This window comes from Variovorax sp. KBS0712, assembly GCF_006323185.2.
Lineage (GTDB): Bacteria > Pseudomonadota > Gammaproteobacteria > Burkholderiales > Burkholderiaceae_C > Variovorax > Variovorax boronicumulans.
The window spans coordinates 343,422-368,351 of sequence record NZ_VCCD02000003.1 but is presented as its reverse complement, the minus strand read 5'-3'; the positions used below and the strand labels follow the sequence as shown (position 1 = coordinate 368,351).

Below are 24,930 nucleotides of genomic sequence, written 5' to 3'. Positions count from 1 at the left end.
CGCCTTCAGATCATCGGCACCGGCCGCAAGGGGCGCTCGAAGTAGTCGCCCAGCGTTTCGAGCGCATGCGGCTCCAGGATGCGCAGCCAGCCGCCGTCGAGCTTGTACAGGCCCAGGCGCTGCAGCCGCCGCATCGTCTTGTTGGTGTGCACCAGCGACAGCCCCAGCGCGTCGGCGATGTGCTGCTGGTTGAACGGAAACTCCACCCAGCCGTCGCGCACCATGCCCACGCGCTGGGCGCGCCGGTACAGGTGCATGAGCAGCATGGCCACGCGCTCGCCCGCGTTGCGGCGCCCGGCGGTGACGAGGTGGTCGTCCACCAGCTTTTCCTCGCGCGCGGCCAGCCAGGTGATGTCGTAACCGAGCCGGGGCTGGGTCTGGAACAGCGCCCACAGCCGTTCGCGCGCGAAGGCGCACAGCGTGGCGTCGGTCACGGCCTCGACGCCGTGGGTCTGGCCGTCGGCAAACTCGTCCTGCAGGCCGATGAAGTCGCCGGGCAGCAGAAAACCCAGGATCTGCCGCCGGCCGTCGCTCAAGGTCTTGTAGCGGAAGGCCCAGCCCGCGTAGAGCGTGAAAAGCTGCGGGCTGGCGCGGTGCTCGTCGACGATGGCGCCGTCCGCCTCGACGCGCCGGGTGCCGGTGCGAAAGGACTGGATCGCCTGCAGCTGCTGCGCCGTGACGGGCAGGAAGGCCTCGAGTCGGCGCAGCGCGCAGTTTTCGCAGGGGTTCGTGCCCTGCGGGGGAGAGGCGGCGACGGGGTAGTCCTCGAATTTCACGCCGCACTATAGGCCCGCGTTGCTATGTCTTTTGACATTTCGGGGCGTGCGGCGGGCCTCTAGACTCGAAGCGACTTCCCCTTTCGCACCGCATGACACAAGAACAAGCACCCGCAGAACCGTTGCACGAATTCCTCTATTGCAGCCTGCTCGCCCCCGACCTGCCGCCCGCCACCGTGGGCGCGATCGTCACCCAGGCCCGCGCGCGCAACGCCGAGGACGGCATTTCCGGCCTGCTGGTGTTCGACGGCCAGTGCTTCTGCCAGCATTTCGAGGGGCCGCGCGAGGCGGTACAGGGGCTGATGGCGCGGCTGCAGCGCGATCCGCGCCACGTGGCGCTCGTGGTGGTCCACGAAGGCCCGCTGGCCGCCCGGCGCTACACCGGTTTTGCCATGGGCCTGGCCGAATGCGAGGGGCCCGACCCGATCTCGGCCCTGCAGGCCCTGCGCGGGGAGGCCGCGCTGGCGCACTTCCTGGCATTGCGCGCCAGCTTCGACATCAGCGGCTGAACCCCGGGGCCCCGGCGGCGGGGCACGAAAACGACGGGCAAAGAAAAAGGCGGCCGAAGCCGCCTTTTTTCAGAAGAGCCGGGAGTGCAGGCGGTCGATCAGACCGGGTCCCACACGTAGGTGGCACCGTAGCCATCCCAGGCTTCCATGACGATGCGCTGGCCGGCGGCCACGGTGAGCGACTCGCCCGGGGCCAGCACGATGTCTTCGCTGGGGCCGTGGGCGGTGGCGTCGGGCGTGACCCACACGCGGCCCTGCTTGACGCGCAGCACGCTCGCCGACCGCGCCTTCAGGCTCATCGCCTCGCCGGGCGCAATCTGCCAGGCGCCACGGCGCACGGCCGGCGGAATGGCCGCGGTGCGGGTGGAACGGGACAGGGAAGCGAGCGATTCGTTGGTGCAGACGGCGGTGGACATGATGAGGACTCCTTGGCTGATCCGAAGCGCCTTTGACAGACAGAGAGGTTGGCGCAGTTCGGGAATGAATGATCGTTTTTGCGACCTTGGAGGTCCAATGAAAACGAGGTAGCCTACTGATGCGATTCCCGCATCAATCAACTGGGCGCCGGGAACGCACACCAAAGTCATACCCATGCAACATTCGCAAACCCACCTGCGCTCCCGGCCCATCTCGGCGGGGCACCTGCGGGCCTTCGAGGCGGTCGCGCGGCACCTCAATTTCCGCGCCGCGGCCGAGGAAATGGCGCTCACCCAGTCGGCCGTGAGCCGGCAGATCCAGTCGCTCGAGGAAGAGGTGGGCGTGTCGCTGTTCCTGCGCCACACGCGGGCCGTGGAGTTGACCAGCGCTGGGGCGCAGCTGCTGCTGTCGGTGCAGCAGGCGCTGCCGCGCATCGACATGGCGGTGCGGCAGATTCGCCAGAGCGCGGGGCGCAAGAGCGTGGCGCTCACCACGTTTGCCTCGTTCGCCTCGATGTGGCTGATTCCGCGGCTGGAGGCCTTCCAGCGCGACAACCCCGAGATCGACATCCGCATCGACGCCAGCGACATCGCGGTCGACCTCGACGTGGCCGACGTGGACATCGCGCTGCGCTACGGCCCGCCCGAAGGCATGCCGCCCGGCGCCGTGCGGCTGTTCGGCGAAACACTGACGCCGGTGGCGAGCCCGTGGCTCATCAAGAGCAACCCGCCGATCAAGACGCCGGCCGACATCGCCCGCTTCACGCTCATCGAGGCGGGCGATGCGCACCGCACGCACCTGGAATGGCTCACGTGGCGGCGCTGGTTCGAGGTCAATGGGCTGGAGCGCGCGCAGCCCAAGCGCTGGCTCTATTTCAACTATGCGTACCAGATGGTGCAGGCCGCGCTCACGGGCCAGGGCCTGGTGCTGGCGCGCAGTTCGCTCATTGCCGAAAGCCTGGCCAACGGCGACCTGATCGAGGTGCTGCCGCAGCACCGGCTGGATTCGCCGATGGCCTACTGGCTCATCTCGGGGCCGCGCAATGCGCTGCGGCCCGAGATCAAGGCCTTTTCCGACTGGCTGGAGGCGCAGGCCGTCACCACGCGCCAGACCATCGGCGAGGTGCCCGACCCCGACACGGTGGACAACCTCGACTGAGCCGGCTCAGGAGGTCGGCCAGACCACGCCGTTGTCGTTCAGGATGGCGTCCAGGGGCAGGTCGTGCGCCTCGGGCTCGAAGTCTTCCAGGAAACCGTTCGTGAAGCCCAGCCCCACGGTGAACGGCCGCGGCTCGAGCGCCGCCAGCGTGCGGTCGTAGAAGCCGCCGCCGTAGCCCAGCCGGTAGCCGCCGGCGCTGTAGCCCACGCAGGGCACGAACAGCAGGGTCGGCACGATCAGCTCGGTGTCCTTGGGCTTGGGAATGCCGTAGGCGTCTTCTTCCATCTGGCAGCCCGGGTACCAGGCATGGAAGGTGAGCGTCTTGTGAACTTTGTCGATCACCGGCAGTCCGATGCGGCGGCGCTGCGTTTCTTCCATGAGCTCGCCGTCTTCCTTCCAGCGATGCAGTGCGGGCAGCGGGTCGAACTCGCCCTTGATCGGCCAGTAGGCGCCGATCACGGTGTCGGGCCGGCCGACCAGCCAGATCCGCATCACCCGCTGCAACAGGTCGGCCCGCGCGAGGCGGTCGGGCAGCGCCAGACGCTGCTCGATGAGTGCCTTTCGCAGTTGACCCTTCAGAAAACTCGCCGTGGCCGAGGTGTCGGCATCCTTTGACTTGTCCATAATCCCCCGATGCAGTTCCCAAGCATTTTGGCATCCGCGCGCGCTCGTCAGCGTCGCGGCGCGCCCGCCCTGGTTTTTTCCGCCGTTCTCGCACTCGCCGCGCTGCTGTCGCAACAGCTCGCTGCCGCGCAGAACAACACCAACGACGACGTGCTGGTCCAGATGAAGCAGGCCTTCCAGCGCGGCGACAAGGCCCGTCTCACGGCCTTGCTGCCGCAGGCCCGCGGCCACGCGCTCGAACCCTGGGCCGCCTACTGGGAGCTCAAGGCCCGCCTGCAGGAGGCCGCGCCCAACGAGGTGCAGGACTTCTACGCGCGCTACCCCAACACCTACCAGGAAGACCGCCTGCGCAACGACTGGCTGCTGCTGCTCGGCCAGCGCCGCGACTGGGACGGCTTCGCCGCCAACATCGCCGGCTTCCGCATGGGCGACGACGCCCAGGTGCGCTGCTACGCGGTGCTGGTCGACACGCTGCGCACCGGCACGGCCACGCAGGCGCAGGCCGACGAGGTGCGCCGCAACTGGTTCGCGCAAAAGGACAGCGACGACGGCTGCCTCACCGCCGCCGACCGCATGGTCGCGGCCCGCCTGATGACGACCAACGACGCCTGGAAGAAGGCGCGCCTGGCCATCGAGGCCAACCGGCCCGCCGCCGCGCGCGGCGCCGTCACCATCGCCGCGCCCGATGCGCTGCCGCTGTTCGAAGAGGTCAACGCCAGCGCCGCCAAGTTCCTCACCGGCCGCGCCTTCGTGGCCGCCAAGTCGCGCAAGGAACTGGTGGTGCTCGCGCTCATCAAGATCGCGGTGGCCGACCCCGACCAGGGCGCCGCGCAGCTCGACGGCAAATGGGGCCCGATGCTCTCCGCCGAAGAGCGCAACTGGGTCTGGGGCACCATCGGCCGCGCGGCCGCGAACAAGCTCTCGCCGATGGCCGTGAGCTATTTCGGCAACGTCACGAAGAACAGCGACCTGTCCGACGACATGCTCGGCTGGCGCGTGCGCGCCGCATTGCGCGCCAGCCAGTGGAAGGACGTCGCGCCCGCCATCAATGCCATGAGCGACGCCGCCCAGCAAGACCCGACCTGGGTCTACTGGAAGGCCCGCGCGCTCAGCAGCGCCGGCGGCGACGAGCGCCGCGCCCAGGCCCGCGAGCTGTACACCAGCATCGCCGGCACGCGCGGCTTCTATGAAATGCTGGCGCTCGAAGAGCTGGGCCAGCGCGTCGTGGCGGCCACGCGGCCCGCGCCGCTCACGTCCGAAGAAAAGAACGCCGCGCGCACCAACCCGGGCTTGCAGCGCGGCCTGCAGGCCATCGGCATGGGCCTGCGCTCCGAAGGCACGCGCGAGTGGAACTACGCCACCAACCTGCACGACAAGGGCGGCATGGACGACCGCGCCCTGCTGGCCGCCGCCGACCTGGCCTGCCAGCGCGAGGTGTGGGACCGCTGCATCAACACCAGCGAGCGCACCAAGGGCGTGATCGACGTCGAGCAGCGCTTTCCCATGCCCTTCCACGACACGGTGCTGCGCAAGAGCCAGGACATCGGCCTGGACCCGGCCTACGTCTACGGCCTGATCCGCCAGGAAAGCCGCTTCATCATGGACGCGCGCTCGGGCGTCGGCGCCTCGGGCCTGATGCAGGTCATGCCCGCCACGGCGCGCTGGACCGCCCGCAAGATCGGCCTGACCGACTTCACGCCCGGCCAGATCAACGACCGCGAGACCAACATCACCATCGGCACCAACTACCTGAAGCTCGCGCTCGACGACTTCGACGGTTCGATGGCGCTGGCCGCCGCGGCCTACAACGCCGGCCCGGGCCGCCCGCGCAACTGGCGCAACGGCCCGGTGATCGACGCGGCCATCTGGGCCGAGAACGTGCCCTTCAACGAGACGCGCGACTACGTGAAGAAGGTGCTGGCCAACACCACCAACTACGCCGCCATCATCAGCGGCAAGCCGCAGTCGCTGAAGGAGCGCCTGGGCCGCGTGGGCCCGCGCAACGCCAACGAGCCCGAGCCCAACAAGGACCTCCCCTGACATGAGCTGGCGCGACGAGGTGCTCGACACCGTCGCGTCCGAATTCTCGGACGCGGGCGATGTCGCGCAACTCACGCGCATCTCGGTGCGGCTGCTCTTGGCGGCCGTGCTGGGTTTCCTGCTCGGCTTCGAGCGCGAGCAGCAGGGCAAGGCGGCCGGCGTGCGCACGCACATGCTGGTGGCGATCGGCTCGGCGCTCTTCGTGCTGATCCCGCAGCAGACCGGCATCGTGCCGGCCGACATGAGCCGCGTGATCCAGGGGCTGGTGGCCGGCGTCGGCTTCCTGTGCGCCGGCACCATCCTCAAGCAGGGCCGCGACGAATCCCACGTGCAGGGCCTCACCACCGCCGCGGGGCTGTGGATGACGGCCGCCATCGGCATGGCCTGCGGGCTCGGCCGCGAGGTCACGGCCGTGTTCAGCGCGCTGCTGGCGCTCGCTGTGCTGTCGCTGGTGCCGCGCCTCGTGGGCCTGATCGAACGCGTCGTGAAGCCATCCACGGACGCCTCCGGCCCGCGCGTGATCGTCCCGCCCGAATCCCGCCAGGACGGCGACCGCTGAAGCGGCCTGCATCAATTCGCGCCGCCTTCGTCATCAATCGCAGCCCGCCGCCCGGCTAGCATCGACGGCTTTGCCCCGCATTCCCGCACTGACCCGGAGACCCTGACAGATGTCCAAGCTCTACATCGGCAACAAGAATTACTCGTCGTGGTCCATGCGCCCCTGGGTGCTCATGACGCAGGCCGGCATTCCCTTCGAGGAGGTGATGGTGCGCTTCGATTCGTTCGACGCTACCTCGCAGTTCAAGCACGTGATCGGCGCCATCAACCCCGTGGCCAAGGTGCCGGTGCTGGTCGACGGTGACCTCGCCGTGTGGGACACGCTGGCCATTGCCGAGTACCTGGCCGAGCGCTTCCCCGAGAAGCAGCTGTGGCCCCAGGGCGTGGCCGAGCGGGCCCGCGCGCGCAGCATCTGCGCCGAAATGCACTCGGGTTTCACCAACCTGCGCGGCAACTGCCCGATGAACATCGAGGCCTCACTGCCCGAGGTGGGGGCGCGGCTCCTGGCCGAGCAGCCCGGCGTGCAGGAAGACCTCGACCGCATCGTGCAGATGTGGACCGAGCTGCTCGACCGCCACGGCGGCCCGATGCTGTTCGGCGCCTTCACCATCGCCGACGCCTTCTTCGCGCCGGTGGGCATGCGCATCCGCGGCTACGGCCTGCCGGTGCCGCCGGCCATCGACGCGTACATCGCGCGCGTGGCGGCCCTGCCGGGTGTCGCCGCGTGGATCGACGGCGCCCTGGCTGAAAAGACCTTCGTGGCTTTCGACGAGCCCTATCGCACTTCACGCGACTGAGGCCCGTCGGACTTCGTCAGAACCGGTACGTCGCCGCCAGGTAGGTGACGATCGGGTTCAGCTTCAGGCTCGCCTCGCTGCGCGCCACCGGCAGGCCGGTGATGCTGGTCGTGGTGAGCTTGGCCTTGGTCTTCAGCGGGATGTAGGACACCGAGAACGACACGCCCCAGTGCTTGTCGAACTGGTAGGCCACGCCGGCGTTGAGCACGGGCGCGAACGAGCTGTCGAGCTTGGCGGTGGTGTTCACCGAAGACGGACGCACGTGGAACTGGCTGGCCAGCGCGCCCTGCAGGTTCGACGTGAGCTTCACGTCGCTGTACCAGACGTAGGTGGCGCCCAGGCCCACGAACGGACGGAAGGCGTCGTTGCCTTCGTTGAAGTAGTACTTGGCCAGCACGGTCGGGCTCCACTGGCGGGCCTGGCCGAGTTCGCCCACGCGCGCCAGCGTGCCGCTGCCGTTGAGCTTGAACTTGGGCGGCACGCCGAGCACGCCCTCGACGGCCCAGTGGGGGTCGATGAAATACGCGACGTTCAGGCCCAGCGTGTCCGAGTTGGTGACGCTGGCGCCCGAGCCGGCCAGCACGCTGTGCACGGGCGAGGTCACGGTCAGCGGCTTGCTCGAATCCTGCGGCGACAGGTGGAACCAGCCGGTGCCGACGACCCAGTCGCCCGCGTTCTGCGCCAGGGCGCTGCCCGATGCCAGGACCCCGAGTGCCGCCAATGCCAACGATGCTGTTGTTGTGAGTTTCTTCATAGCTGTGAATGCTCCTTGGGTGTTGAAAACAGCCCCGCGCACGGGGGCACCGGCCAGCGACCGGTGCTTCGCGCGACACGAATTTGCGAACGGTCGTTCGCATCGCTCGGCGATTATCGAACGACCGTTCTTTTTGTGCAGGGAGAGTATCCCTACACTGCACTCATGAACATTTTTCTCGTCGGCGGTGCACTGCGCGACCGGCTGCTGGGCCGCCCCGTGTCCGACCATGACTGGCTGGTGGTGGGCGCCACGCCCGAGGCCATGGTGGCGCGCGGCTACCTGCCCGTGGGGCGCGACTTCCCCGTGTTTCTGCATCCGCGCACGCGCGAGGAATACGCGCTGGCCCGCACCGAGCGCAAGAGCGCGCCGGGCTACCGCGGCTTCGTCGTGCATGCGGCGCCCGACGTCACGCTGGAGCAGGACCTGGCCCGGCGCGACCTGACCGTCAACGCCATCGCGCTGCCCGCCGAGCACGTGGGCGCCGACGGCAGCTTCGAGGCGCGCCCCGAGACCCTGGCCGACCCCTTCCACGGCCAGCGCGACCTGCGCGACAAGGTGCTGCGCCACGTCACCGACGCCTTCCGCGAAGACCCGGTGCGCATCCTGCGCGTGGCGCGCTTTGCCGCGCGCTTCGACGACTTCACCGTCGCGCCCGAAACCATGGCGCTCATGCGCGAGATGGTCGCCGCCGGCGAGGTCGATGCGCTGGTGCCCGAGCGCGTGTGGCAGGAGCTCGCGCGCGGCCTGATGGAAACGCGCCCCTCGCGCATGTTCGAGGTGCTGCGCGACTGCGGCGCGCTCGCCGTGCTGCTGCCCGAGGTCGACCGGCTGTGGGGCGTGCCGCAGCCGGCGCAGCACCACCCCGAGATCGACACCGGCGTGCACCTGATGATGGTGCTCGACACCAGCGCGCGGCTGGGCGCCACGCTGCCCGTGCGATTCGCCTGCCTGATGCACGACCTCGGCAAGGGCACCACGCCCGCCGACATGCTGCCGCGCCACATCAACCACGAGCTGCGCAGCGTCGACCTGCTGCAGGCCGTGTGCGAACGCTGGCGCGTGCCGGTGGAGCTGCGCGAGCTGGCCGAGGTGGTGGCGCGCGAGCACGGCAACATCCACCGCAGCGGCGCGCTCGACGCGACGCCGCTGGTGCGCCTGCTGGAGCGCTGCGACGCCTTCCGCAAGCCGGCGCGCTTCGCCGAGGCGCTGCTGGCCTGCGAATGCGACGCGCGCGGCCGGCTCGGCTTCGAAGACACCGCCTACCCGCAGCGCCCACGCCTGCTCGCGGTGCTCGCGGCGGCCCAGGCCGTGGCCACCGACGTGGTGGCGCGCGAGGCGCAGCAGGCCGGTGCCGCGGGGCCGCGCATCGGCGAGGCGATCCACCGTGCGCGCATCGCGGCGGTGAAGGCCTCGTTGCCGGCCACGGCCGACTGAATCCTCGCCATCGGCGCACGCCGGGACTTTGGCCGACACGCGCCGCGTGCGAGCCGTGCTATGGTTTTTCCCAATGCCAAAGTCCTCCAGCAGCAACGCCCAGTTGCCACCTCCGCCGGGCCGGGACGCCGCCCTTTTTCTCGACTTCGACGGCACGCTGGTCGGCCTCGCCGCCACGCCTGAAGCCATCGAGGTGCCGCCCGCCCTCGTGCCCCTGCTGAGCGACCTGCGCGACCTGCTCGGTGGCGCGCTCGCCGTGGTGTCGGGCCGCCAGATCGATGCCATCGACCGCTTTCTCGCGCCGCTGCGGTTGCCCGCGGCCGGCGAGCACGGCGTGCAGCGCCGCGATGCCAAAGGCGGCATGCAGGAGCAGCGCCCGCCCGATCTCGTGCCCATCCTGGACGTGGCCAACGAGCTCGCGCGCATCCACGAAGGCCTGCTGGTCGAGCGCAAGCACGGCGCCATCGCGCTGCACTACCGGCTCGCGCCGCAGCTGGAGGCCGTGTGTCGCGACGCGATGGCGCGCGCCATCGAAGGCCGTCCGCAGCTCGAGCTCATGCACGGCAAGTTCGTGTTCGAGGTCAAGCCTTCGGGCGTCAACAAGGGCCTCGCGATCGAAGCCTTCATGACCGAAGCGCCGTTCGCGGGCCGCACGCCGGTCTTCGCGGGCGACGACACCACCGACGAGAGCGGCTTCGCCGTCGTGCAGCCGCGCGGCGGCGTCGCGATCAAGGTGGGCGCCGGGCCGAGCCTGGCGCTGCACCGGCTCGAATCGCCGCGCGCGGTCTACGAATGGCTGGTGCAGGCACGCGACCTGCTGGCCGCACCCGCTCCCCAGACACCATCACCGAGGAAGCCCGCATGAGCGAACACCAACTGCCGAAGGCTCCGGAGGACCGCGCGGGCAACGCCCTGGCCGGCGCGGCAGGCCCCGACGACCAGGCGCCCGTCGACGCCGCGAAGGTGGCTGCGGCCCCGCCGCGCGGCTTCGCGCCGCCGGCCGAGCCCTCGCTCAATGTCGGCGTGATCGGCAACTGCGCCTACAGCGCGCTCATCGATGCGCGCGCCCGCGCCGTCTGGTGCTGCCTGCCGCGTTTCGACGGCGACCCTGTGTTCAACGCGCTGCTGCACCCCGGCGAGGAGGCCGGCGCCTGGGCCATCGAGATCGAGGACTTCGCCTCCAGCAAGCAGTGGTACGAGCCCAACACCGCCGTGCTGCGCACGCAGCTGTTCGACAGCGCGGGGCAGGGCATCGAGATCACCGACTTCGCGCCACGCTTTCACAGCCGCTCGCGCTACTTCCGTCCGCTCATGATGGTGCGCCGCGTGCGCCCGATTGCCGGCGCGCCGCGCATCCGCGTGTCGCTCGACCCGCGCTTCCAGTGGGGTGCCTCGGCGCCGACCGAGGTCACGCGCGGCAGCAACCACATCCGCTATGTCGGGCCCGACGTGACCTTGCGGCTGAACACCGACGCGTCGATCTCGCACATCCTGTCGCGCCAGCCCTTCGTGATCTCGCGCGAGTACAACTTCATGTTCGGCGTGGACGAGACGCTGCTCGAAGGCATCGCCGACACCGCGCGCAAGTTCGAGCAGGAAACCATCGCCTACTGGCGCACCTGGAGCAAGCGCCTGGCCATTCCCTTCGAGTACCAGGACGCGGTGATCCGCGCGGCCATCACGCTCAAGCTCTCGCTGTACGAGGACACCGGCGCCATCGTCGCCGCCATGACCACAAGCATCCCCGAGGCGCCGGGCAGCCAGCGCAACTGGGACTACCGCTACTGCTGGTTGCGCGACGCCTTCTTCGTGGTGCGCGCGCTCAACTCGCTGAGCGAGGTGGGCACGATGGAAGACTATCTGCGCTGGCTCGGCAACGTGGTGATCGGCTCGCACGGCGAGCACATCCAGCCGCTGTACGGCATCGGGCTGGAGCGCGAGCTGCCCGAGTCCTTCGTCGAGGGCCTTCCGGGCTACCGCGGCATGGGCCCGGTGCGCGTGGGTAACCAGGCGCAGGAGCACTTCCAGCACGACGTGTACGGCAACATCGTGCTCGGCGCGGCGCAGGCTTTTCATGACCACCGGCTGCTGAGCCGCGCGGGCGTGGCGGAGTTTCCGCACCTGGAAGCCGTGGGAGAGCAGGCGGTGCGCGTGTACGGCACGCCCGACGCCGGCATGTGGGAGCTGCGCACGCGCGCCCGCGTGCACACCAGCTCGGCGCTCATGAGCTGGGCCGCTTGCGACCGGCTCGCCAAGATCGCGCGCACGCTGGAGCTGCCCGAACGCGCGGCCTACTGGCACGGCCATGCGGCACGCATGAAGGAAGAAATCCTGGCCAAGTCCTGGTGCGAAGAGCGCCAGGCCTTTGCCGAAAGCTTCGGCGGGCACGAGCTCGACGCGAGCATCCTGCTGATGGTCGAGGTGGGCCTGATCGACGCGCGCGACCCGCGCTTCATCTCCACCGTCGACGCGATGGAGAAGTCGCTGTGCGACGGCCCCTACATGCGCCGCTACGAAGCGGCCGACGACTTCGGCAAGCCCGAGACCGCCTTCAACATCTGCACCTTCTGGCGCATCGACGCGCTGGCCAAGATCGGCCGCAAGGCCGAGGCGCGGCAGATTTTTGAAACCATGCTCGCCGCGCGCAACCCGCTGGGCCTGCTGTCGGAAGACACGCACCCGGTCACGGGCGAGATGTGGGGCAACTTTCCGCAGACCTATTCGATGGTCGGCATCATCAATGCGGCCGTGCGCCTGTCCGCTCCCTGGGATTCGTGCATATGAGTCGTCTCGTCGTTGTTTCGAACCGCGTGGCCGATCCACGCAAGCCCGCCGCCGGCGGCCTGGCCGTGGCCCTGGGCGAGAGCCTGCAGCAAAGCGGCGGCCTGTGGTTCGGCTGGAGCGGGCAGATCGTCGAGGGCGGGCCCACGGGCGAAGGCGAGCTGCACAAGCAGCAGGCCGGCAAGGTGACGCTCGCCACGCTCGACCTGAGCCGCGACGACCACGACAGCTACTACCTGGGCTACAGCAACGACGTGCTCTGGCCGGTGTTTCACAACCGCCTGGACCTGGCGCATTTCGATGCTGGCTTCATCGGTGGCTACCGCCGCGTGAACCAGCTGTTCGCGCGCAAGCTGATGCCGCTGCTGAAGGACGACGACATCATCTGGATCCACGACTACCACCTGATGCCGCTGGCCGCCGAGCTGCGCGCCATGGGCTGCAAGCAGCGCATCGGTTTCTTTCTGCACATTCCGCTGCCGCCGCAGATCATCATCGCGGCCATTCCGCAGCACGAATGGCTGATGCGCTCGCTGTTCTCGTACGACCTGATCGGCTTCCAGGCGCAGCAGGACGTGCAGCACTTCGAGCACTACGTGCGCAACGAGGCCCACGGCGAGTACCTGGGCAACGACATGTACCGCGCCTACGGGCAAACGGTGCGCTGCAACGCCTTCCCCATCGGCATCGACGTGGACGAGTTCGCGGCGCTCACGCACGCCAAGGAATCGCGCGACATGTACGAGACCATGAAGCGCGAGTACTCGAGCCGCCGGCTGCTTCTGGGCATCGACCGGCTCGACTATTCGAAGGGCATCCCCCAGCGCGTGCGCTCGTTCCGCGAGCTGCTGGCCAACTACCCCGAGAACCGCCGCAGCGCCACGCTGATCCAGATCGCCTCGCCCACGCGCGAGACGGTCGATGCCTACGCCGACATCCGCAAGGAACTCGAATCGCTGTGCGGCGCCATCAACGGCGACTACGGCGAGCTCGACTGGATGCCGGTGCGCTACATCCACCGCATGGTGGCGCGCCGCCGCGTGCCCGGCCTGTGCCGCGCGGCGGCCGTGGGGTTGGTGACGCCACTGCGCGACGGCATGAACCTCGTGGCCAAGGAATACATCGCGGCACAGGACCCGGCCGACCCCGGCGTGCTGGTGCTGTCGCGCTTCGCCGGCGCGGCCGAGCAGCTGAAGGAAGCGCTGCTGGTGAATCCGTACGACACGCACGGCACGGCAGAGACGGTGCAGCAGGCGCTGCAGATGCCGCTGGAAGAGCGGCGTGAGCGGCACCAGAAGCTGCTGTCGCGCATCCGGGCGCAGGACATCCACTGGTGGCGGCGCACGTTCCTCGAAGCGTTGCGCGAGGCGGCGAGCGAGCGCTGATCGGGTCGGGAACCCGCATCAGCCCAGCGGCACGCGGGCCCCGAACTTTGCGCGCTTGAGGCTGAAGAACGCCTTCACGTTGCGCACGTTGGCGTCGGCCGTGAACAGCCGCTGCGTCAGCGCGCCGTAGCCGGGCATGTCGCGCGCCACCACCACCAGCACGAAATCGGGCCCCGGCGACACGCGCCAGCACTGCTGCACCGCGTCGTCCGCGATCACGCGGGCCTCGAAGGCGTCGAGCGCGGCGGCGTCCTGCCGGTCGAGCGAAATCTCCACCACCGCCTGCAGGCCGTGGCCCAGCACCGTGGCGAGGCGGTCGGGCGAGAGCAGGGCGACCTGGCGCTCGATGAGCCCTTCCTGGCGCAGCCGCTGCACGCGGCGCAGGCAGGTCGGCGGAGAGATGCCCACCTCGGCGGCCAGGCGCTGGTTGGTCTGCGAGGCGTCGTTCTGGAGCGCGTCGAGCAGCTTGAGGTCGATGGCGTCGAGGGAGATTGATTCCATATGAGTTGAAATTATGGAATAAAACTCCATCTATGGGTTTCGGTGAAATAAAAGTCCGAAACTGAGGAAATTTAGACGCCATATTTCTTGGGCGTCTCCCTACCATCGAGCCCTTCTGTTCTTCAAGACAAGGTACACCCCATGTGCGGCATCGTCGGCGCAGCCTCCCATCGCGACATCGTTCCGGTCCTGGTCCAGGGCCTTCAGCGGCTCGAATACCGCGGCTATGACTCCTGCGGCGTCGCGGTGCATGCCGGCGGCCTGAGCCGCGCACGCACCACCTCGCGCGTGGCCGACCTGCTGACGCAGGTGCGCGACGACAAGGTCGAAGGCCTCACCGGCATCGCCCACACGCGCTGGGCCACCCACGGCGCACCGGCCGTGCACAACGCCCACCCCCACTTCAGCCACGGCGTCGGCGCCGACGCGCCCGCCGCGCGCCCGGGCCGCATCGCGCTCGTGCACAACGGCATCATCGAGAACCACGAACCGCTGCGCGCCGCGCTCGAGGCCAAGGGCTACGTGTTCGAGAGCCAGACCGACACCGAGGTCATCGCCCACCTCGTCGACAGCCTCTACAACGGCGACCTGTTCGAAGCCGTCAAGGCCGCCGTGCTGCAGTTGCACGGCGCCTACGCCATCGCCGTCATCTGCCGCGACGAACCGCAGCGCGTGATCGGCGCGCGCGCCGGCTCGCCGCTGATCCTGGGCGCCGGCAAGGACGGCACCGAGAACTTCCTGGCCAGTGACGCGATGGCGCTGGCCGGCGTGACCGACCAGATCGTGTACCTCGAAGAAGGCGACGTGGTCGACCTGCAGCCCGGCAAGTACTGGATCGTCGACAAGAACCACAAGCCCGTCACCCGCACCGTGCGCACCGTGCACGCCCACAGCGGCGCGGCCGAGCTGGGCCCGTACCGCCACTACATGCAGAAGGAAATCTTCGAGCAGCCGCGCGCCATTGGCGACACGCTCGAAGGCGTCGAGGGCATCGTGCCCGAGCTGTTCGACGGCATCGGCCAGGACGGCGCCACCGGCGCGAGCGCGCACCGCGTGTTCCAGGACATCGACAAGATCCTCATCCTGGCCTGCGGCACCAGCTACTACAGCGGCTGCACCGCCAAGTACTGGCTCGAGAGCATCGCGAAGATCTCCACCCAGGTCGAGATCGCCAGCGAGTACCGCTACCGCGACTCCGTGCCCGACCCCAAGACGCTGGTCGTCACCATCAGCCAGTCGGGCGAAACCGCCGACACGCTGGCCGCACTCAAGCACGCGCGCTCGCTGGGCATGGAACAGACGCTGACCATCTGCAACGTCGCCACCAGCGCCATGGTGCGCGAGTGCAAGCTGGCCTACATCACGCGCGCCGGCGTCGAAATCGGCGTGGCCTCGACCAAGGCCTTCACCACCCAGCTCGCGGGCCTGTTCCTGCTCACGCTGGCCATCGCGCAGTCCAAGGACCGCCTGAGCGCGCTCGACGAAGCGCGCTACCTGAAGGAAATGCGCCACCTGCCCGTCGCGCTGCAGTCGGTGCTCGCGCTCGAGCCGCAGATCATCGGCTGGGCCGAAGACTTCGCGCGCAAGGACAACGCCCTGTTCCTGGGCCGCGGCCTGCACTACCCGATCGCGCTCGAAGGCGCGCTCAAGCTCAAGGAAGTGACCTACATCCACGCCGAGGCCTACGCCGCCGGCGAACTCAAGCACGGCCCGCTCGCGCTCGTCACCAGCGAAATGCCCGTGGTGGCCGTGGCGCCGAACGATGCGCTGCTCGAAAAGCTCAAGAGCAACCTGCAGGAAGTGCGCGCCCGCGGCGGCGTGCTCTACGTGCTGGCCGACGGCGACACGCAGATCGCCAGCGGCGAAGGCCTGCATGTGATCCGCATGCCCGAGCACTACGGCGCGCTGTCGCCGCTGCTGCACGTGGTGCCGCTGCAGCTGCTGGCGTATCACACGGCGTGTGCGCGCGGGACGGACGTGGACAAGCCGCGGAATCTGGCGAAGAGCGTGACGGTGGAGTGAGGGGGCGAGGGCTGCTCTTCGCCATCGGCTTCGCGCGCAGAGCACGCACCATGGTTGCTGACGACCGTGCCCGCGCGAAAACGGAGTGCCTTCTGTCTGCGCCCGGTCGCTGCCCCTGACGGCGCAAGGCGTATTGACACTGAAGCCCGGTTCAATCTTAAAGTCTGCTCCGAGCCGAGGGGCGTTCCCGCGAGGGGGTGCTCGGCCTCTCTCGCCGTCGGTGCCGCTGCCCCGTGCATCGCGGCCGACTTCACAGGGGGCGCGGCTCAAGCCCGTTCAACCTGCCATTGCACAGCAAGGAGTCAAGACCATGGCCTATGTGACGACCGAGGATGGGGTTCAGATCTTCTACAAGGATTGGGGGCCCCAGAGTGCGCAGCCTCTTGTCTTCCATCACGGCTGGCCCCTGAGCGCAGACGATTGGGACGCACAGCTGCTGTTTTTCCTGGCCCAGGGCTACCGCGTCGTCGCTCACGACCGCCGCGGGCATGGACGCTCGTCGCAGGTCAGCGATGGACACGACATGGACCACTACGCGGCGGATGCCTCCGCGGTGGTCGAGCATCTGGATCTGAAGAACGCCGTCCATATCGGTCATTCGACCGGCGGTGGCCAGGTGGCGCGCTACGTCGCCAGGCATGGCCAGCCGCAGGGCCGCGTCGCCAAGGCCGTCCTGATCAGTGCCGTCCCGCCGCTCATGGTGAAGACGGAGAGCCATCCGGGCGGCACCCCGGTCGAGGTGTTCGATGGCTTTCGCAAGGCGCTGGCCGACAACCGGGCGCAGTTCTTCCTCGACGTGCCTTCGGGACCGTTCTATGGCTACAACCGGCCCGGAGCGAGTGTTTCCCAGGGCGTCATCCAGAACTGGTGGCGCCAGGGAATGATGGGCAGCGCCAAGGCCCATTACGAAGGCATCAAGGCGTTCTCGCAGACCGACCAGACGGAAGACCTGAAAGCCATCAAGGTGCCGACGCTCATCATGGCGGGAGACGACGACCAGATCGTTCCCTACAAGGCGGGCGCGCTGCGTCAGGCCGAGCTGATCGAGAACAGCGAGCTCAAGGTCTATCCCGGCTTCTCGCACGGCATGTGCACCGTGAATGCGGAAGTCATCAACGCCGACTTGCTCGCGTTCATTCGCGCGTGATCTGAGCCGTTGGGTTGAGGAGGGGCCGCAGCGCCCTTCGCCCACGCGCGCCCACGCGCCTTACATGGACAAACGGTAATGAAGCGCAGGCTTTTCCCGCTTCCACCTGGGCTAGCATTTGCGTTGCAGGCCCCCGCATCCCAGGGGGCGCAACGTGAGCACAACCGCACCGCCATCCATGGGTATTTCTCGCAGTGGCCGCACCGACTGACGTGCTCGGCCCCACCGTCATCTGGAACTGCCTCATCGTCGAGGACGATGCCGACAACGCGCGCTACATCGCCGAAGGCTTCCGTTCGCTCGGCCATGTGGCGGTGATCAGCCGCGACGGCGCGGATGCGTTCGCGCGCGCGACGGGCGAGACGTGGGACCTCGTCATCCTCGACCGCATGCTGCCCAACGACGTGGACGGCCTGTCGATCCTCACCACGATGCGCGCCCTCGGCAAGAAGACGCCGGTGCTGGTGCTCAGCGCATTGAGCGCGCTCGACGAGCGCGTGCGCGGGCTCAAGGCCGGCGGCGACGACTACCTGGCCAAGCCCTTCGCCTTCTCCGAACTCGCGGCGCGCGCCGAGGCGCTGGTGCGCCGCTCGCGCACCGGGCCCGAGATCCGCACGCTGCAGCTGGCCGACCTCACGCTCGACCTGGCGCGCCGCCACGTGGAGCGCGGCGGCCGGCCGATCGCGCTGCAGCCGCGCGAGTTCAGGCTGCTGGCCTACCTCATGATGCATCCGGGCCAGGTGGTCACGCGCACCATGCTGCTCGAGGCCGTGTGGGACTACCAGTTCGACCCGCAGACCAACGTGATCGACGTGCAGGTGAGCCGCCTGCGCGGCAAGCTCGATGCGGGCGGCGCGCCGACGCTGATCCACACCGTGCGCGGCGTGGGCTACACGCTGGCCGCGCCGCAATGACCCGGGCCCTGCGCCAGCTGTGGCGCTCGGTCGGCTTCCGCCTGGCCTTCTACTACGGCCTGCTCGTGGCCATCACGATGCTGGCCGCGCTGGCCATCGTCTACATGCAGACCGTGGGCGTGCTGCAGCAGCGCATGGTGCGGCAGGTGGCCGCCAGCATGCAGCAGCTGGTGGTGCGCTACGAAGCGCGCGGCGTCGAGGGCGTGGCGGGCGAGATCGCCCATGCGCTCTCCGACGGCCGCAATTCCGACAACGAGATCTACCTGCTCACCGACCGCGACGGAAACAAGCGCGCGGGCAACCTCGACCAGATGCCCTCGCTGGCGCCCGATGCGGGCGACGGCGTGCACCGCCGCGTGGTGCGCGCGGGCCAGACCGTCATCGCCTACCTCGTGATGCGCCCGCTGCCCGACGGCGGCATGCTCGTGGTGGGGCACGACCTGCGCGACCAGGAGTCGATCGAATCGCTGGTGGCCAGCGCCAGCGCGGCGGCGGGCATCGTGGCGGTGCTGCTGCTCATCGGCGGCACCTTCGTCTTCCGCCAGGAGCTGGAGCGCAGCGTGGGCGCGGTGCGGCGCACGGCCGCGCGCATCGCGGCGGGCGAGCTGCAGGAGCGCGTGGCGCCTTCGGGCCAGGAGGACGAGTTCGCGCTGCTGGAGGGCGACATCAACGCGATGCTCGACCGCATCCAGTCGCTGATGGACGGCGTGCGCCATGTGTCCAACACCATCGCGCACGACCTGCGCACGCCGCTCACGCGCGTGCTGGTGCGCCTGCGTGCGGTGGAAGCGGGGCTCGGCGATGCCCACCATCCGCAGCGCGAGCCCGTGGCCACCGCCATCCGCGAGCTCGAGGAGCTGGCGGTGATGTTCGAGAAACTGCTGCAGATCGCCGAGGTCGAGGCCGGCGCGCGGCGCCAGCAGTTCGCGCCGGTGGCGCTGCATGTCATTGCCGACGACGTGGCGGAGCTGTACGAGGCGGTGGCCGAGGTGCGGGGCATCGCGCTGCTGCGCGAGCCGGCCGACCGCGCCATCGCGCTCGGTGACCGCGACCTGCTCGCGGGCGCGGCGGCCAACCTGCTCGACAACGCGCTGAAGTACGGCGGGGCCGGCGCCACCGTGCGCATCGGCACGCACACGGTCGACGGGCGTGCGCAGCTGTTCGTGCAGGACGACGGCCCCGGCATTCCGAGCGCCGAGTACGAGCGCCTGGGCGTGCGCTTCCATCGGCTGGACCACAGCACGCCGGGCCACGGCCTGGGGCTCGCGAGCGTGCAGGCGGTGGTGGCGCTGCATGGCGGTCGCCTGCAGTTCGGCGATGCCCGCCCGGGCCTGCGCGCCTGCATCGACCTGCCGGCGGCGGACGCCTGAGCGGCGCCTTCTTCGTCTCCTCGCGCCTCGAACATTGCCGAATGGCAATGCTTTGTTCATACACACCGCCGCGCTGAATTCCTAGGATCGCTGACGCACATCCTGTGCCGATCAACGCAGTTCCAGGAGACATCAACGGTGAGAATCAAGAGTCAGAGAGACTTCTGCTCGGGCGTGCTTTTCAGCGCCTTCGGCGTGGCCTTCGCATGGGGCGCCACGACCTACAACGTGGGCACCGGCGCCCGCATGGGCCCCGGCTACTTCCCGCTCATCGTGGGCATCCTCATCGCCTTCATGGGCGTGCTGATCACGTTCAAGGCCCTCACGGTCGAGACCGACGACGGCGAGCCCGTGGGCCGCATCGCATGGAAGCCGCTGCTGTTCATCATCGGCGCCAACCTGATCTTCGGCGTGCTGCTCGGCGGCCTGCCGAGCATCGGCCTGCCGTCGATGGGACTCATCGTCGCGATCTATGCGCTGACCTTCATCGCGAGCCTGGCGGGCGACAGCTTCGGTTGGAAGGGCGTGACCCTGCTGGCGACCGTGCTCGCGCTCGGCAGCTACCTGGCCTTCGTGGTGGCGCTGAAGCTGCAGTTCCAGGTGTGGCCCACCTTCATCGCCGGCTGACCCGCGCAGAACAACAAGAAATCCAAGAGAACAATGGACCTGATTACCAACCTCTCGATCGGCTTCGGCGTGGCCTTCACCGCGCAGAACCTTGTCTATGCTTTTGTCGGCTGCCTGCTGGGCACGCTGATCGGCGTGCTTCCGGGCATCGGCCCCGTGGCCACCATCGCGATGCTGCTGCCCGCCACCTACGCGTTGCCGCCCGTGTCGGCGCTGATCATGCTGGCCGGCATCTACTACGGCGCGCAGTACGGCGGCTCGACCACGGCCATTCTGGTCAACCTGCCAGGCGAATCGTCGTCGGTGGTGACCGTGATCGACGGCTACCAGATGGCGCGCAAGGGGAGGGCCGGGCCGGCGCTCGCTGCGGCGGGCCTGGGCTCGTTCTTTGCAGGCTGCGTCGGCACGCTCATCCTGGCCGCCTTCGCACCGCCGCTGACCGAGCTGGCCTTCAAGTTCGGCCCCGCCGAATACTTCTCGCTGATGATCCTGGGCCTGATCGGCGCCGTGGTGCTGGCCTCGGGCTCGTTGCTCAAGGCCATCACGATGATCCTGCTCGGGCTGGCGCTGGGCCTCGTGGGCACCGACGTCAACTCGGGCGTGGCGCGCTACAGCTTCGACATTCCCGAGCTGACCGACGGCATCGGCTTCATCGCGATTGCGATGGGCGTGTTCGGCTACGGCGAGATCATCGCCAACCTGGCCGTGCCCGAGCATGAGCGCGAGGTGTTCACCGCCAAGGTCAAGGGCCTGTGGCCCACCAAGGAAGACTTCCGACGCATGACGCCCGCCGTGCTGCGTGGCACGGCACTCGGTTCCGCACTGGGCATCCTGCCGGGCGGCGGCGCGCTGCTGTCGGCCTTCGCGGCCTACACCATCGAGAAGCGCATCAAGCTCAAGCAGGGCGAGGTGCCCTTCGGCAAGGGCAACATCCGCGGCGTGGCGGGGCCGGAGTCGGCCAACAACGCCGGCGCGCAGACCTCGTTCATTCCGCTGCTGACGCTGGGCATTCCGCCCAACGCCGTGATGGCGCTGATGGTGGGGGCGATGACGATCCACAACATCCAGCCGGGCCCGCAGGTGATGACCAGCAACCCCGAACTCTTCTGGGGCCTGATCGCCTCGATGTGGATCGGCAACCTGATGCTCATCGTGCTGAACCTGCCGATGATCGGCATCTGGATCAAGCTGCTGACCATTCCCTACAAGTGGCTCTTTCCGTCGATCGTGCTGTTCTGCGCGGTGGGCGTGTACTCCGAGAACAACAACACCTTCGACGTGTGGATGGTCGCGATCTTCGGCATCGTGGGCTACCTGTTCCTCAAGCTCAAGTGCGAGCCCGCGCCGCTGCTGCTGGGCTTCATCCTCGGGCCGATGATGGAAGAGAACCTGCGCCGCGCGCTGCTGCTGTCGCGCGGCGACTGGAGCGTGTTCGTCATGCGCCCGCTGTCGGCGGGGCTGCTGGCCGCCGCGGCGCTGCTGCTCATCGTGGTGCTGCTGCCTTCGGTGAAGGCCAAGCGCGAAGAAGCCTTCGTCGAGGAGTGACGCGGCGCGTCACCCGCCGAACAGCCGCCGCATCCAGCCCATCTTGACCTGCCCTGCGGCGCCGCCTTGCTGCACCGTTTTGCGCACCTGCGCATGCACCAACACCTCCGCCGACGAATCGGTCGTGTGCAGATGCGCTTTCACGGTCGGCACGTACGCGCCGTCTTCGTGGCGGATGTGATTGAACAGCCAGCGCGAGAGCATGTCGTGCAGCTCGGCCAGCACCTCTTCGCCGTGCTCGAAGCGCGTGCGGAATTCGGTGACGCGGCGCACGAAGATCTCGTGCACCTTCCGGTGCGGGCCGGTGAAGGGGTAGCCCGCGTCCTCGATCATGGCCTCCTCGAACGCGAAGTGCGAGGCGGTGTAGTCGATGGTCTCTTCGATGATCCGGCCCACGGCCTGGCGGTCGTTGGTGCGCCGGGCATCGTCCAGCGCATTGATGTACTGCACGATGCGCTGGTGCTGCGTGTCGATCTCATGGATCCCCGTATTGAGCTCGGTCTTCCATACAAGGTGGGCCATGGTCTTCAGAACTTTGCAGGTGGATGTAAAAGTCCAGTATCGGCAGCCGAAAGCGGCGCGCGGTTGATCTGAATCAAGCGCGTCGGTGCGGTGAAAGAGAAAGAAAGACAATCGGCCCGTGACGCCCGCCGAAGACCCCCCACAGAACCCGCCTGCTGTCGTGGAGCCCCGGCCGTTGCCGCTCGTCGTGCGCTGGCTGCTGATGGTCTTTGCCGGGCTGTGCCTGGTGCTGGCCGCCATCGGCGTGGTCGCGCCGGGCATGCCGACCACGGTCTTCGTGCTGATGGCCGCGTGGGCCGCGGCGCGCAGCTCGCCGCGGCTGCACCGCTGGCTGCTCAACCACCGGCTCTTCGGCCCGCTGCTGCGCAACTGGGAAAACGGCCGCACCGTGAGCCGCCGCGCCAAGTGGAGCGCCACCGCGGCGATGGCGTTCTGCGCGGTCGTCATCGGGTTCACCGCGCACAAGCCGTGGCTCGCGGGCATCGCCATCGGCTCGATGGCGGTCGTGCTGGCGTGGCTGTGGCGGCGGCCGGAGCCGCAGGGCGGCTGATCAGCCCTTGGCCAGCTCGGCGCAGATCGCCGGGTTCCAGTGGAAGCTGCGCGCCTTGTAGGCCGTGTCGAAGATCACCTTGTAGCGGCAGCTCGTCGCACCGCCGCCCGAGCGGAAGTGAAAGACGTAGTCCCACTCGCGCACGGCCGCCATGCCTTCGTCGAAGTGCGGGCGGCCGATCAGGGCGTACAGCTGGTCCTTGGTGGCGCCGGGGCCGATGGCGCGCAGGTTCTCGCGGTTCGGAAAGCTGCCTTCGGTCTGCCAGGTCTGCTGCTGGTCGGCGCCGGGCCAGACGAGTTCGGTGGCCTTGCCGTCGCTGTCGAGGCCGCGGCTCACGTACGAGGTGCAGCCGGCGAGGGTGAGCAGGGCCAGCAGCGCGGCGGTGGGCAGAAAAAAGGTGCGTGTCATGACGGGGGAATGCGTGGGGCCTGGAGCGATGGCGGTTCTGGGGTTCATGCGGCTCACCACTGGTAGCCCGCGCCGGCCGAGACGCCGACGTTGCCGCGCGAGTTGGCCGAGCCGGTGAACTTCATCACCCACTTGCCGTTGTCCGAGATGCTCGAGAAGCCGACCGCGAGCGCGCTCTGGCCCTCGTAGCCGGCGATGCCGGCCGCGATCATGTTCTTGCCCGGCATGTAGGCCTGCGGCATGCCGGCCATGGCCATCGCACCGGCGGTGCCGGCGTTGGCGTCGCGCTGGTTCACGCGGATGGCGTCGCGCCACTGCGCACTCTGTGCGTTCAGTTGGTTGACGTTCACGGCGTCGGTGCCGGCCACGCCGGGCGCCACGTTGGACACGGTGGTGCCGTTGGGCGCCTGTCCGTTGCCCAGCACGATCTGGTTGTGGTTCACGCTGCCATCGACGTTGGTCACGTAGTTGACCGCGCCGGCCTGCACGGCCTGCAGCTGGCGCACGTTGACCGCGTCGGTCGCCTGCGTGCCGCCCGCCACGTTCGTGATCTGCCGTTCGCCGCCCGCGCTGCCGACCGAGACCGCGCCCTGCGTGGAGCCCACGGCGACGCTCGAGAAGCGCTCTTGCTGGCCGTTCATGCCCGCGCGGTCGGCGGTGGCGCCGGCGCCCAGCGCCACGCCGTTGATGGCGCTCGCCGTCGCGCCCGTGCCGATGGCGACGGCCGAGGCGGCCGAGGCCGTGCTCTGGCGGCCCATGGCCACGGCCGATTCGGCGCCCGCGGTGGCGCGGTCGCCCACGGCCACGGCGCTGTCGGCCAGCGCCTGCGTGTTCGCGCCCAGCGCGGCGGCGTTGATGCCGTCGGCGATCGCCTTGTCGCCGGCCGCCAGGCTGCTCTTCTTGCGTGCCTGCGTGTTGGCGCCGAGCGCGGTCGAATTGATGTCGCTCGCGGTGGCGCGGTCGCCCACTGCGACGCTGCTGGTGGCCACGGCCGTGCTGTTGGCGCCGATGGCGGTGGCGTTGGTGCCGAAGGCCTGGGCCACGTTGCCCACGGCCGTGCTGCTGACGCCCGCGGCCACGGTGGTGGAACCGATGGCGGTGGCGTAGGTTTCGGTGGCGCGCGCGTCGGAGCCCGCCGCCACGCTGCCGAAGCCGGTGGCCTTGGCGGCCGTGCCGCCGAGCAGCAGCGCGTCGCCGCCAAGGTTGCCGCTCACCATGCCTTGCAAGGCCGCGGCATCGGGGCCGCCGTTCACGGGGTCGGTCGGCACGCCGGTGATGAGCGCGAAGCCGCCGCTGCCGTTGGGCACCTGGCAGGCCCATGTGGGACCGGCGCCGCCCGAGCTGCAGACCGCGCCCGAGCCGGTGGTGTAGCTGGTGCCGCCCAGGCTCACATCGGCCCAGGCCGACGGGCCTGCGAGGCCGGCGGCCAGTGCGAGCACGGCGCCCGCGATGCCTCGGGTTTTCTTCTTGCAGACGAATGCGGCGCGCGCACCGCCCCCCACGTGCTGTGTGACGTGTTCCATGGTTCTCTCTTCTCCCTGAGATGGCGCCTGATGGCGCGCTTGATGTGTGACGCTTCGACTGTATGAACCGCAGGGCGCGTGAACCTAGGACCTAATTCACAATAAATGTGAAGGTACCGAAAGCAAATGTTGCTTTCCATCGCGCATTCACACTTCAGGAGATCGCATGAAACCCCAGCCCATCGAGCACGCCGCCGCTTCCGACGAGGTCCGCGCGGTGTTCGACGACATCAAGGCGTCGCGCAACGTGCCCGACGTCAACAATTTCTGGAAGTACCTGGCCAACGACCCGGCCACGCTCAAGCGCACCTGGGCCAGCCTCAAGGAGGTGATGGCGCCGGGCGCGCTCGACCCGGTGGTCAAGGAAATGATCTACCTCGCGGTGAGCGTCACCAACAACTGCGGCTACTGCATCGCGAGCCACCACGCGGGCGCGGAAAAGGCCGGCATGACGCCGGCCATGTTCGCCGAGCTGATGGCCGTGGTCGGCATGGCGAACGAGACGAACCGGCTGGTGAACGGCTATCGCGTGCCGATCGACCCGGCGTTCGACAAATAAGCCTGC

The 24,930-nt window shown here is 68.8% G+C and carries 25 protein-coding genes; 17 read left to right on the top strand and 8 right to left on the bottom strand.

The window, feature by feature from the left end; genetic code table 11:
* Window positions 1–5 precede the first annotated feature (5 nt).
* On the bottom strand, window positions 6–776 hold the full coding sequence (locus FFI97_RS26470; RefSeq protein WP_139705300.1) for a Crp/Fnr family transcriptional regulator: 771 nt from the start codon (window positions 774–776) through the stop codon (window positions 6–8).
* Window positions 777–868: 92 nt separating this feature from the next.
* Here FFI97_RS26470 and FFI97_RS26465 point away from each other — a divergent pair, with 92 nt between their 5' ends.
* Window positions 869–1,285: a BLUF domain-containing protein gene (locus FFI97_RS26465; protein WP_139705304.1), complete on the top strand. Its 417-nt coding sequence runs from the start codon at window positions 869–871 to the stop codon at window positions 1,283–1,285.
* Between the two features lie 98 nt (window positions 1,286–1,383).
* Here the strand turns inward: FFI97_RS26465 and FFI97_RS26460 are convergent, their stop codons facing one another.
* Complete coding sequence (locus tag FFI97_RS26460) at window positions 1,384–1,701, bottom strand: DUF2917 domain-containing protein (RefSeq protein ID WP_062477930.1); 318 nt, start codon at window positions 1,699–1,701, stop codon at window positions 1,384–1,386.
* Between the two features lie 175 nt (window positions 1,702–1,876).
* On the opposite strand from FFI97_RS26460, the gene FFI97_RS26455 reads away from it, so the two are divergent.
* On the top strand, window positions 1,877–2,860 hold the full coding sequence (locus FFI97_RS26455) for a LysR substrate-binding domain-containing protein (RefSeq protein WP_062477933.1): 984 nt from the start codon (window positions 1,877–1,879) through the stop codon (window positions 2,858–2,860).
* Window positions 2,861–2,866: 6 nt separating this feature from the next.
* On the opposite strand, the gene FFI97_RS26450 is transcribed toward FFI97_RS26455, so the two are convergent.
* On the bottom strand, window positions 2,867–3,484 hold the full coding sequence (locus FFI97_RS26450) for a 5-formyltetrahydrofolate cyclo-ligase (protein ID WP_095743648.1): 618 nt from the start codon (window positions 3,482–3,484) through the stop codon (window positions 2,867–2,869).
* Between the two features lie 9 nt (window positions 3,485–3,493).
* Here FFI97_RS26450 and FFI97_RS26445 point away from each other — a divergent pair, with 9 nt between their 5' ends.
* From FFI97_RS26445 to FFI97_RS26435, 3 genes are all read left to right on the top strand, one after another.
* Entirely contained in the window at window positions 3,494–5,524 is a 2,031-nt protein-coding gene (locus tag FFI97_RS26445; RefSeq protein WP_139705306.1) for a lytic transglycosylase domain-containing protein, read from the top strand.
* 1 nt (window position 5,525) lies between these two features.
* Complete coding sequence (locus FFI97_RS26440; protein ID WP_139705309.1) at window positions 5,526–6,083, top strand: MgtC/SapB family protein; 558 nt, start codon at window positions 5,526–5,528, stop codon at window positions 6,081–6,083.
* Window positions 6,084–6,192: 109 nt separating this feature from the next.
* A complete protein-coding gene (locus tag FFI97_RS26435; protein ID WP_139705311.1) occupies window positions 6,193–6,879 on the top strand; it encodes a glutathione S-transferase family protein in 687 nt (228 codons plus the stop codon).
* A 16-nt stretch (window positions 6,880–6,895) separates the two neighbouring features.
* Here FFI97_RS26435 and FFI97_RS26430 read toward each other — a convergent pair whose 3' ends face one another.
* A complete protein-coding gene (locus FFI97_RS26430) occupies window positions 6,896–7,633 on the bottom strand; it encodes an OmpW/AlkL family protein (RefSeq protein WP_062477953.1) in 738 nt (245 codons plus the stop codon).
* 165 nt (window positions 7,634–7,798) lie between these two features.
* Between FFI97_RS26430 and FFI97_RS26425 the strand changes: the two genes are divergently transcribed.
* From FFI97_RS26425 to otsA, 4 genes are all read left to right on the top strand, one after another.
* Window positions 7,799–9,070 (top strand): multifunctional CCA addition/repair protein, encoded by a 1,272-nt coding sequence (locus FFI97_RS26425; RefSeq protein ID WP_139705314.1) that lies wholly within the window; start codon window positions 7,799–7,801, stop codon window positions 9,068–9,070.
* A 73-nt stretch (window positions 9,071–9,143) separates the two neighbouring features.
* Window positions 9,144–9,935, top strand: a complete 792-nt coding sequence (gene otsB, locus FFI97_RS26420) for a trehalose-phosphatase (protein ID WP_139705317.1) — start codon at window positions 9,144–9,146, stop codon at window positions 9,933–9,935.
* Window positions 9,932–11,854, top strand: coding sequence for a glycoside hydrolase family 15 protein (locus FFI97_RS26415; protein WP_139705319.1), 1,923 nt, complete (start codon window positions 9,932–9,934; stop codon window positions 11,852–11,854). Before otsB ends, FFI97_RS26415 begins: the two co-directional genes overlap by 4 nt.
* Entirely contained in the window at window positions 11,851–13,236 is a 1,386-nt protein-coding gene (gene otsA / locus FFI97_RS26410; protein ID WP_062481194.1) for an alpha,alpha-trehalose-phosphate synthase (UDP-forming), read from the top strand. Before FFI97_RS26415 ends, otsA begins: the two co-directional genes overlap by 4 nt.
* A gap of 18 nt (window positions 13,237–13,254) precedes the next feature.
* On the opposite strand, the gene FFI97_RS26405 is transcribed toward otsA, so the two are convergent.
* Window positions 13,255–13,737, bottom strand: a complete 483-nt coding sequence (locus FFI97_RS26405) for an Lrp/AsnC family transcriptional regulator (protein ID WP_139705322.1) — start codon at window positions 13,735–13,737, stop codon at window positions 13,255–13,257.
* Between the two features lie 141 nt (window positions 13,738–13,878).
* On the opposite strand from FFI97_RS26405, the gene glmS reads away from it, so the two are divergent.
* The 6 genes from glmS (at window position 13,879) to FFI97_RS26375 (ending at window position 21,362) form a co-directional block, all read left to right on the top strand.
* Complete coding sequence (glmS, locus tag FFI97_RS26400) at window positions 13,879–15,759, top strand: glutamine--fructose-6-phosphate transaminase (isomerizing) (RefSeq protein ID WP_070060065.1); 1,881 nt, start codon at window positions 13,879–13,881, stop codon at window positions 15,757–15,759.
* Window positions 15,760–16,069: 310 nt separating this feature from the next.
* Window positions 16,070–16,906 carry an alpha/beta fold hydrolase gene (locus FFI97_RS26395; RefSeq protein WP_139705325.1) on the top strand — a complete coding sequence of 279 codons (837 nt, stop codon included), beginning with the start codon at window positions 16,070–16,072 and terminating at the stop codon, window positions 16,904–16,906.
* Window positions 16,907–17,136: 230 nt separating this feature from the next.
* Window positions 17,137–17,820 carry a response regulator transcription factor gene (locus FFI97_RS26390; protein WP_062481198.1) on the top strand — a complete coding sequence of 228 codons (684 nt, stop codon included), beginning with the start codon at window positions 17,137–17,139 and terminating at the stop codon, window positions 17,818–17,820.
* The gene (locus FFI97_RS26385) at window positions 17,817–19,190 is read left to right on the top strand and encodes an ATP-binding protein (protein WP_139705326.1); all 1,374 of its coding nucleotides are present in this window, start codon (window positions 17,817–17,819) and stop codon (window positions 19,188–19,190) included. The genes FFI97_RS26390 and FFI97_RS26385 overlap by 4 nt, the downstream gene beginning before the upstream one ends.
* Window positions 19,191–19,328: 138 nt before the next feature.
* A complete protein-coding gene (locus tag FFI97_RS26380; protein ID WP_139705330.1) occupies window positions 19,329–19,817 on the top strand; it encodes a tripartite tricarboxylate transporter TctB family protein in 489 nt (162 codons plus the stop codon).
* Between the two features lie 33 nt (window positions 19,818–19,850).
* The gene (locus FFI97_RS26375; RefSeq protein WP_070060062.1) at window positions 19,851–21,362 is read left to right on the top strand and encodes a tripartite tricarboxylate transporter permease; all 1,512 of its coding nucleotides are present in this window, start codon (window positions 19,851–19,853) and stop codon (window positions 21,360–21,362) included.
* Window positions 21,363–21,371: 9 nt separating this feature from the next.
* Here the strand turns inward: FFI97_RS26375 and FFI97_RS26370 are convergent, their stop codons facing one another.
* Entirely contained in the window at window positions 21,372–21,884 is a 513-nt protein-coding gene (locus tag FFI97_RS26370) for a bacteriohemerythrin (protein ID WP_139705331.1), read from the bottom strand.
* Between the two features lie 118 nt (window positions 21,885–22,002).
* On the opposite strand from FFI97_RS26370, the gene FFI97_RS26365 reads away from it, so the two are divergent.
* Entirely contained in the window at window positions 22,003–22,434 is a 432-nt protein-coding gene (locus FFI97_RS26365; RefSeq protein ID WP_409574651.1) for a YbaN family protein, read from the top strand.
* On the opposite strand, the gene FFI97_RS26360 is transcribed toward FFI97_RS26365, so the two are convergent.
* Together FFI97_RS26360 and FFI97_RS26355 are read right to left on the bottom strand one after the other, a co-directional pair.
* A complete protein-coding gene (locus FFI97_RS26360) occupies window positions 22,435–22,842 on the bottom strand; it encodes an outer membrane protein assembly factor BamE (RefSeq protein WP_260685193.1) in 408 nt (135 codons plus the stop codon).
* 53 nt (window positions 22,843–22,895) lie between these two features.
* Complete coding sequence (locus FFI97_RS26355; RefSeq protein ID WP_144004533.1) at window positions 22,896–24,365, bottom strand: YadA family autotransporter adhesin; 1,470 nt, start codon at window positions 24,363–24,365, stop codon at window positions 22,896–22,898.
* A gap of 166 nt (window positions 24,366–24,531) precedes the next feature.
* Between FFI97_RS26355 and FFI97_RS26350 the strand changes: the two genes are divergently transcribed.
* Window positions 24,532–24,924 (top strand): carboxymuconolactone decarboxylase family protein, encoded by a 393-nt coding sequence (locus tag FFI97_RS26350; RefSeq protein ID WP_062481171.1) that lies wholly within the window; start codon window positions 24,532–24,534, stop codon window positions 24,922–24,924.
* The last annotated feature ends 6 nt before the right edge of the window (window positions 24,925–24,930 follow it).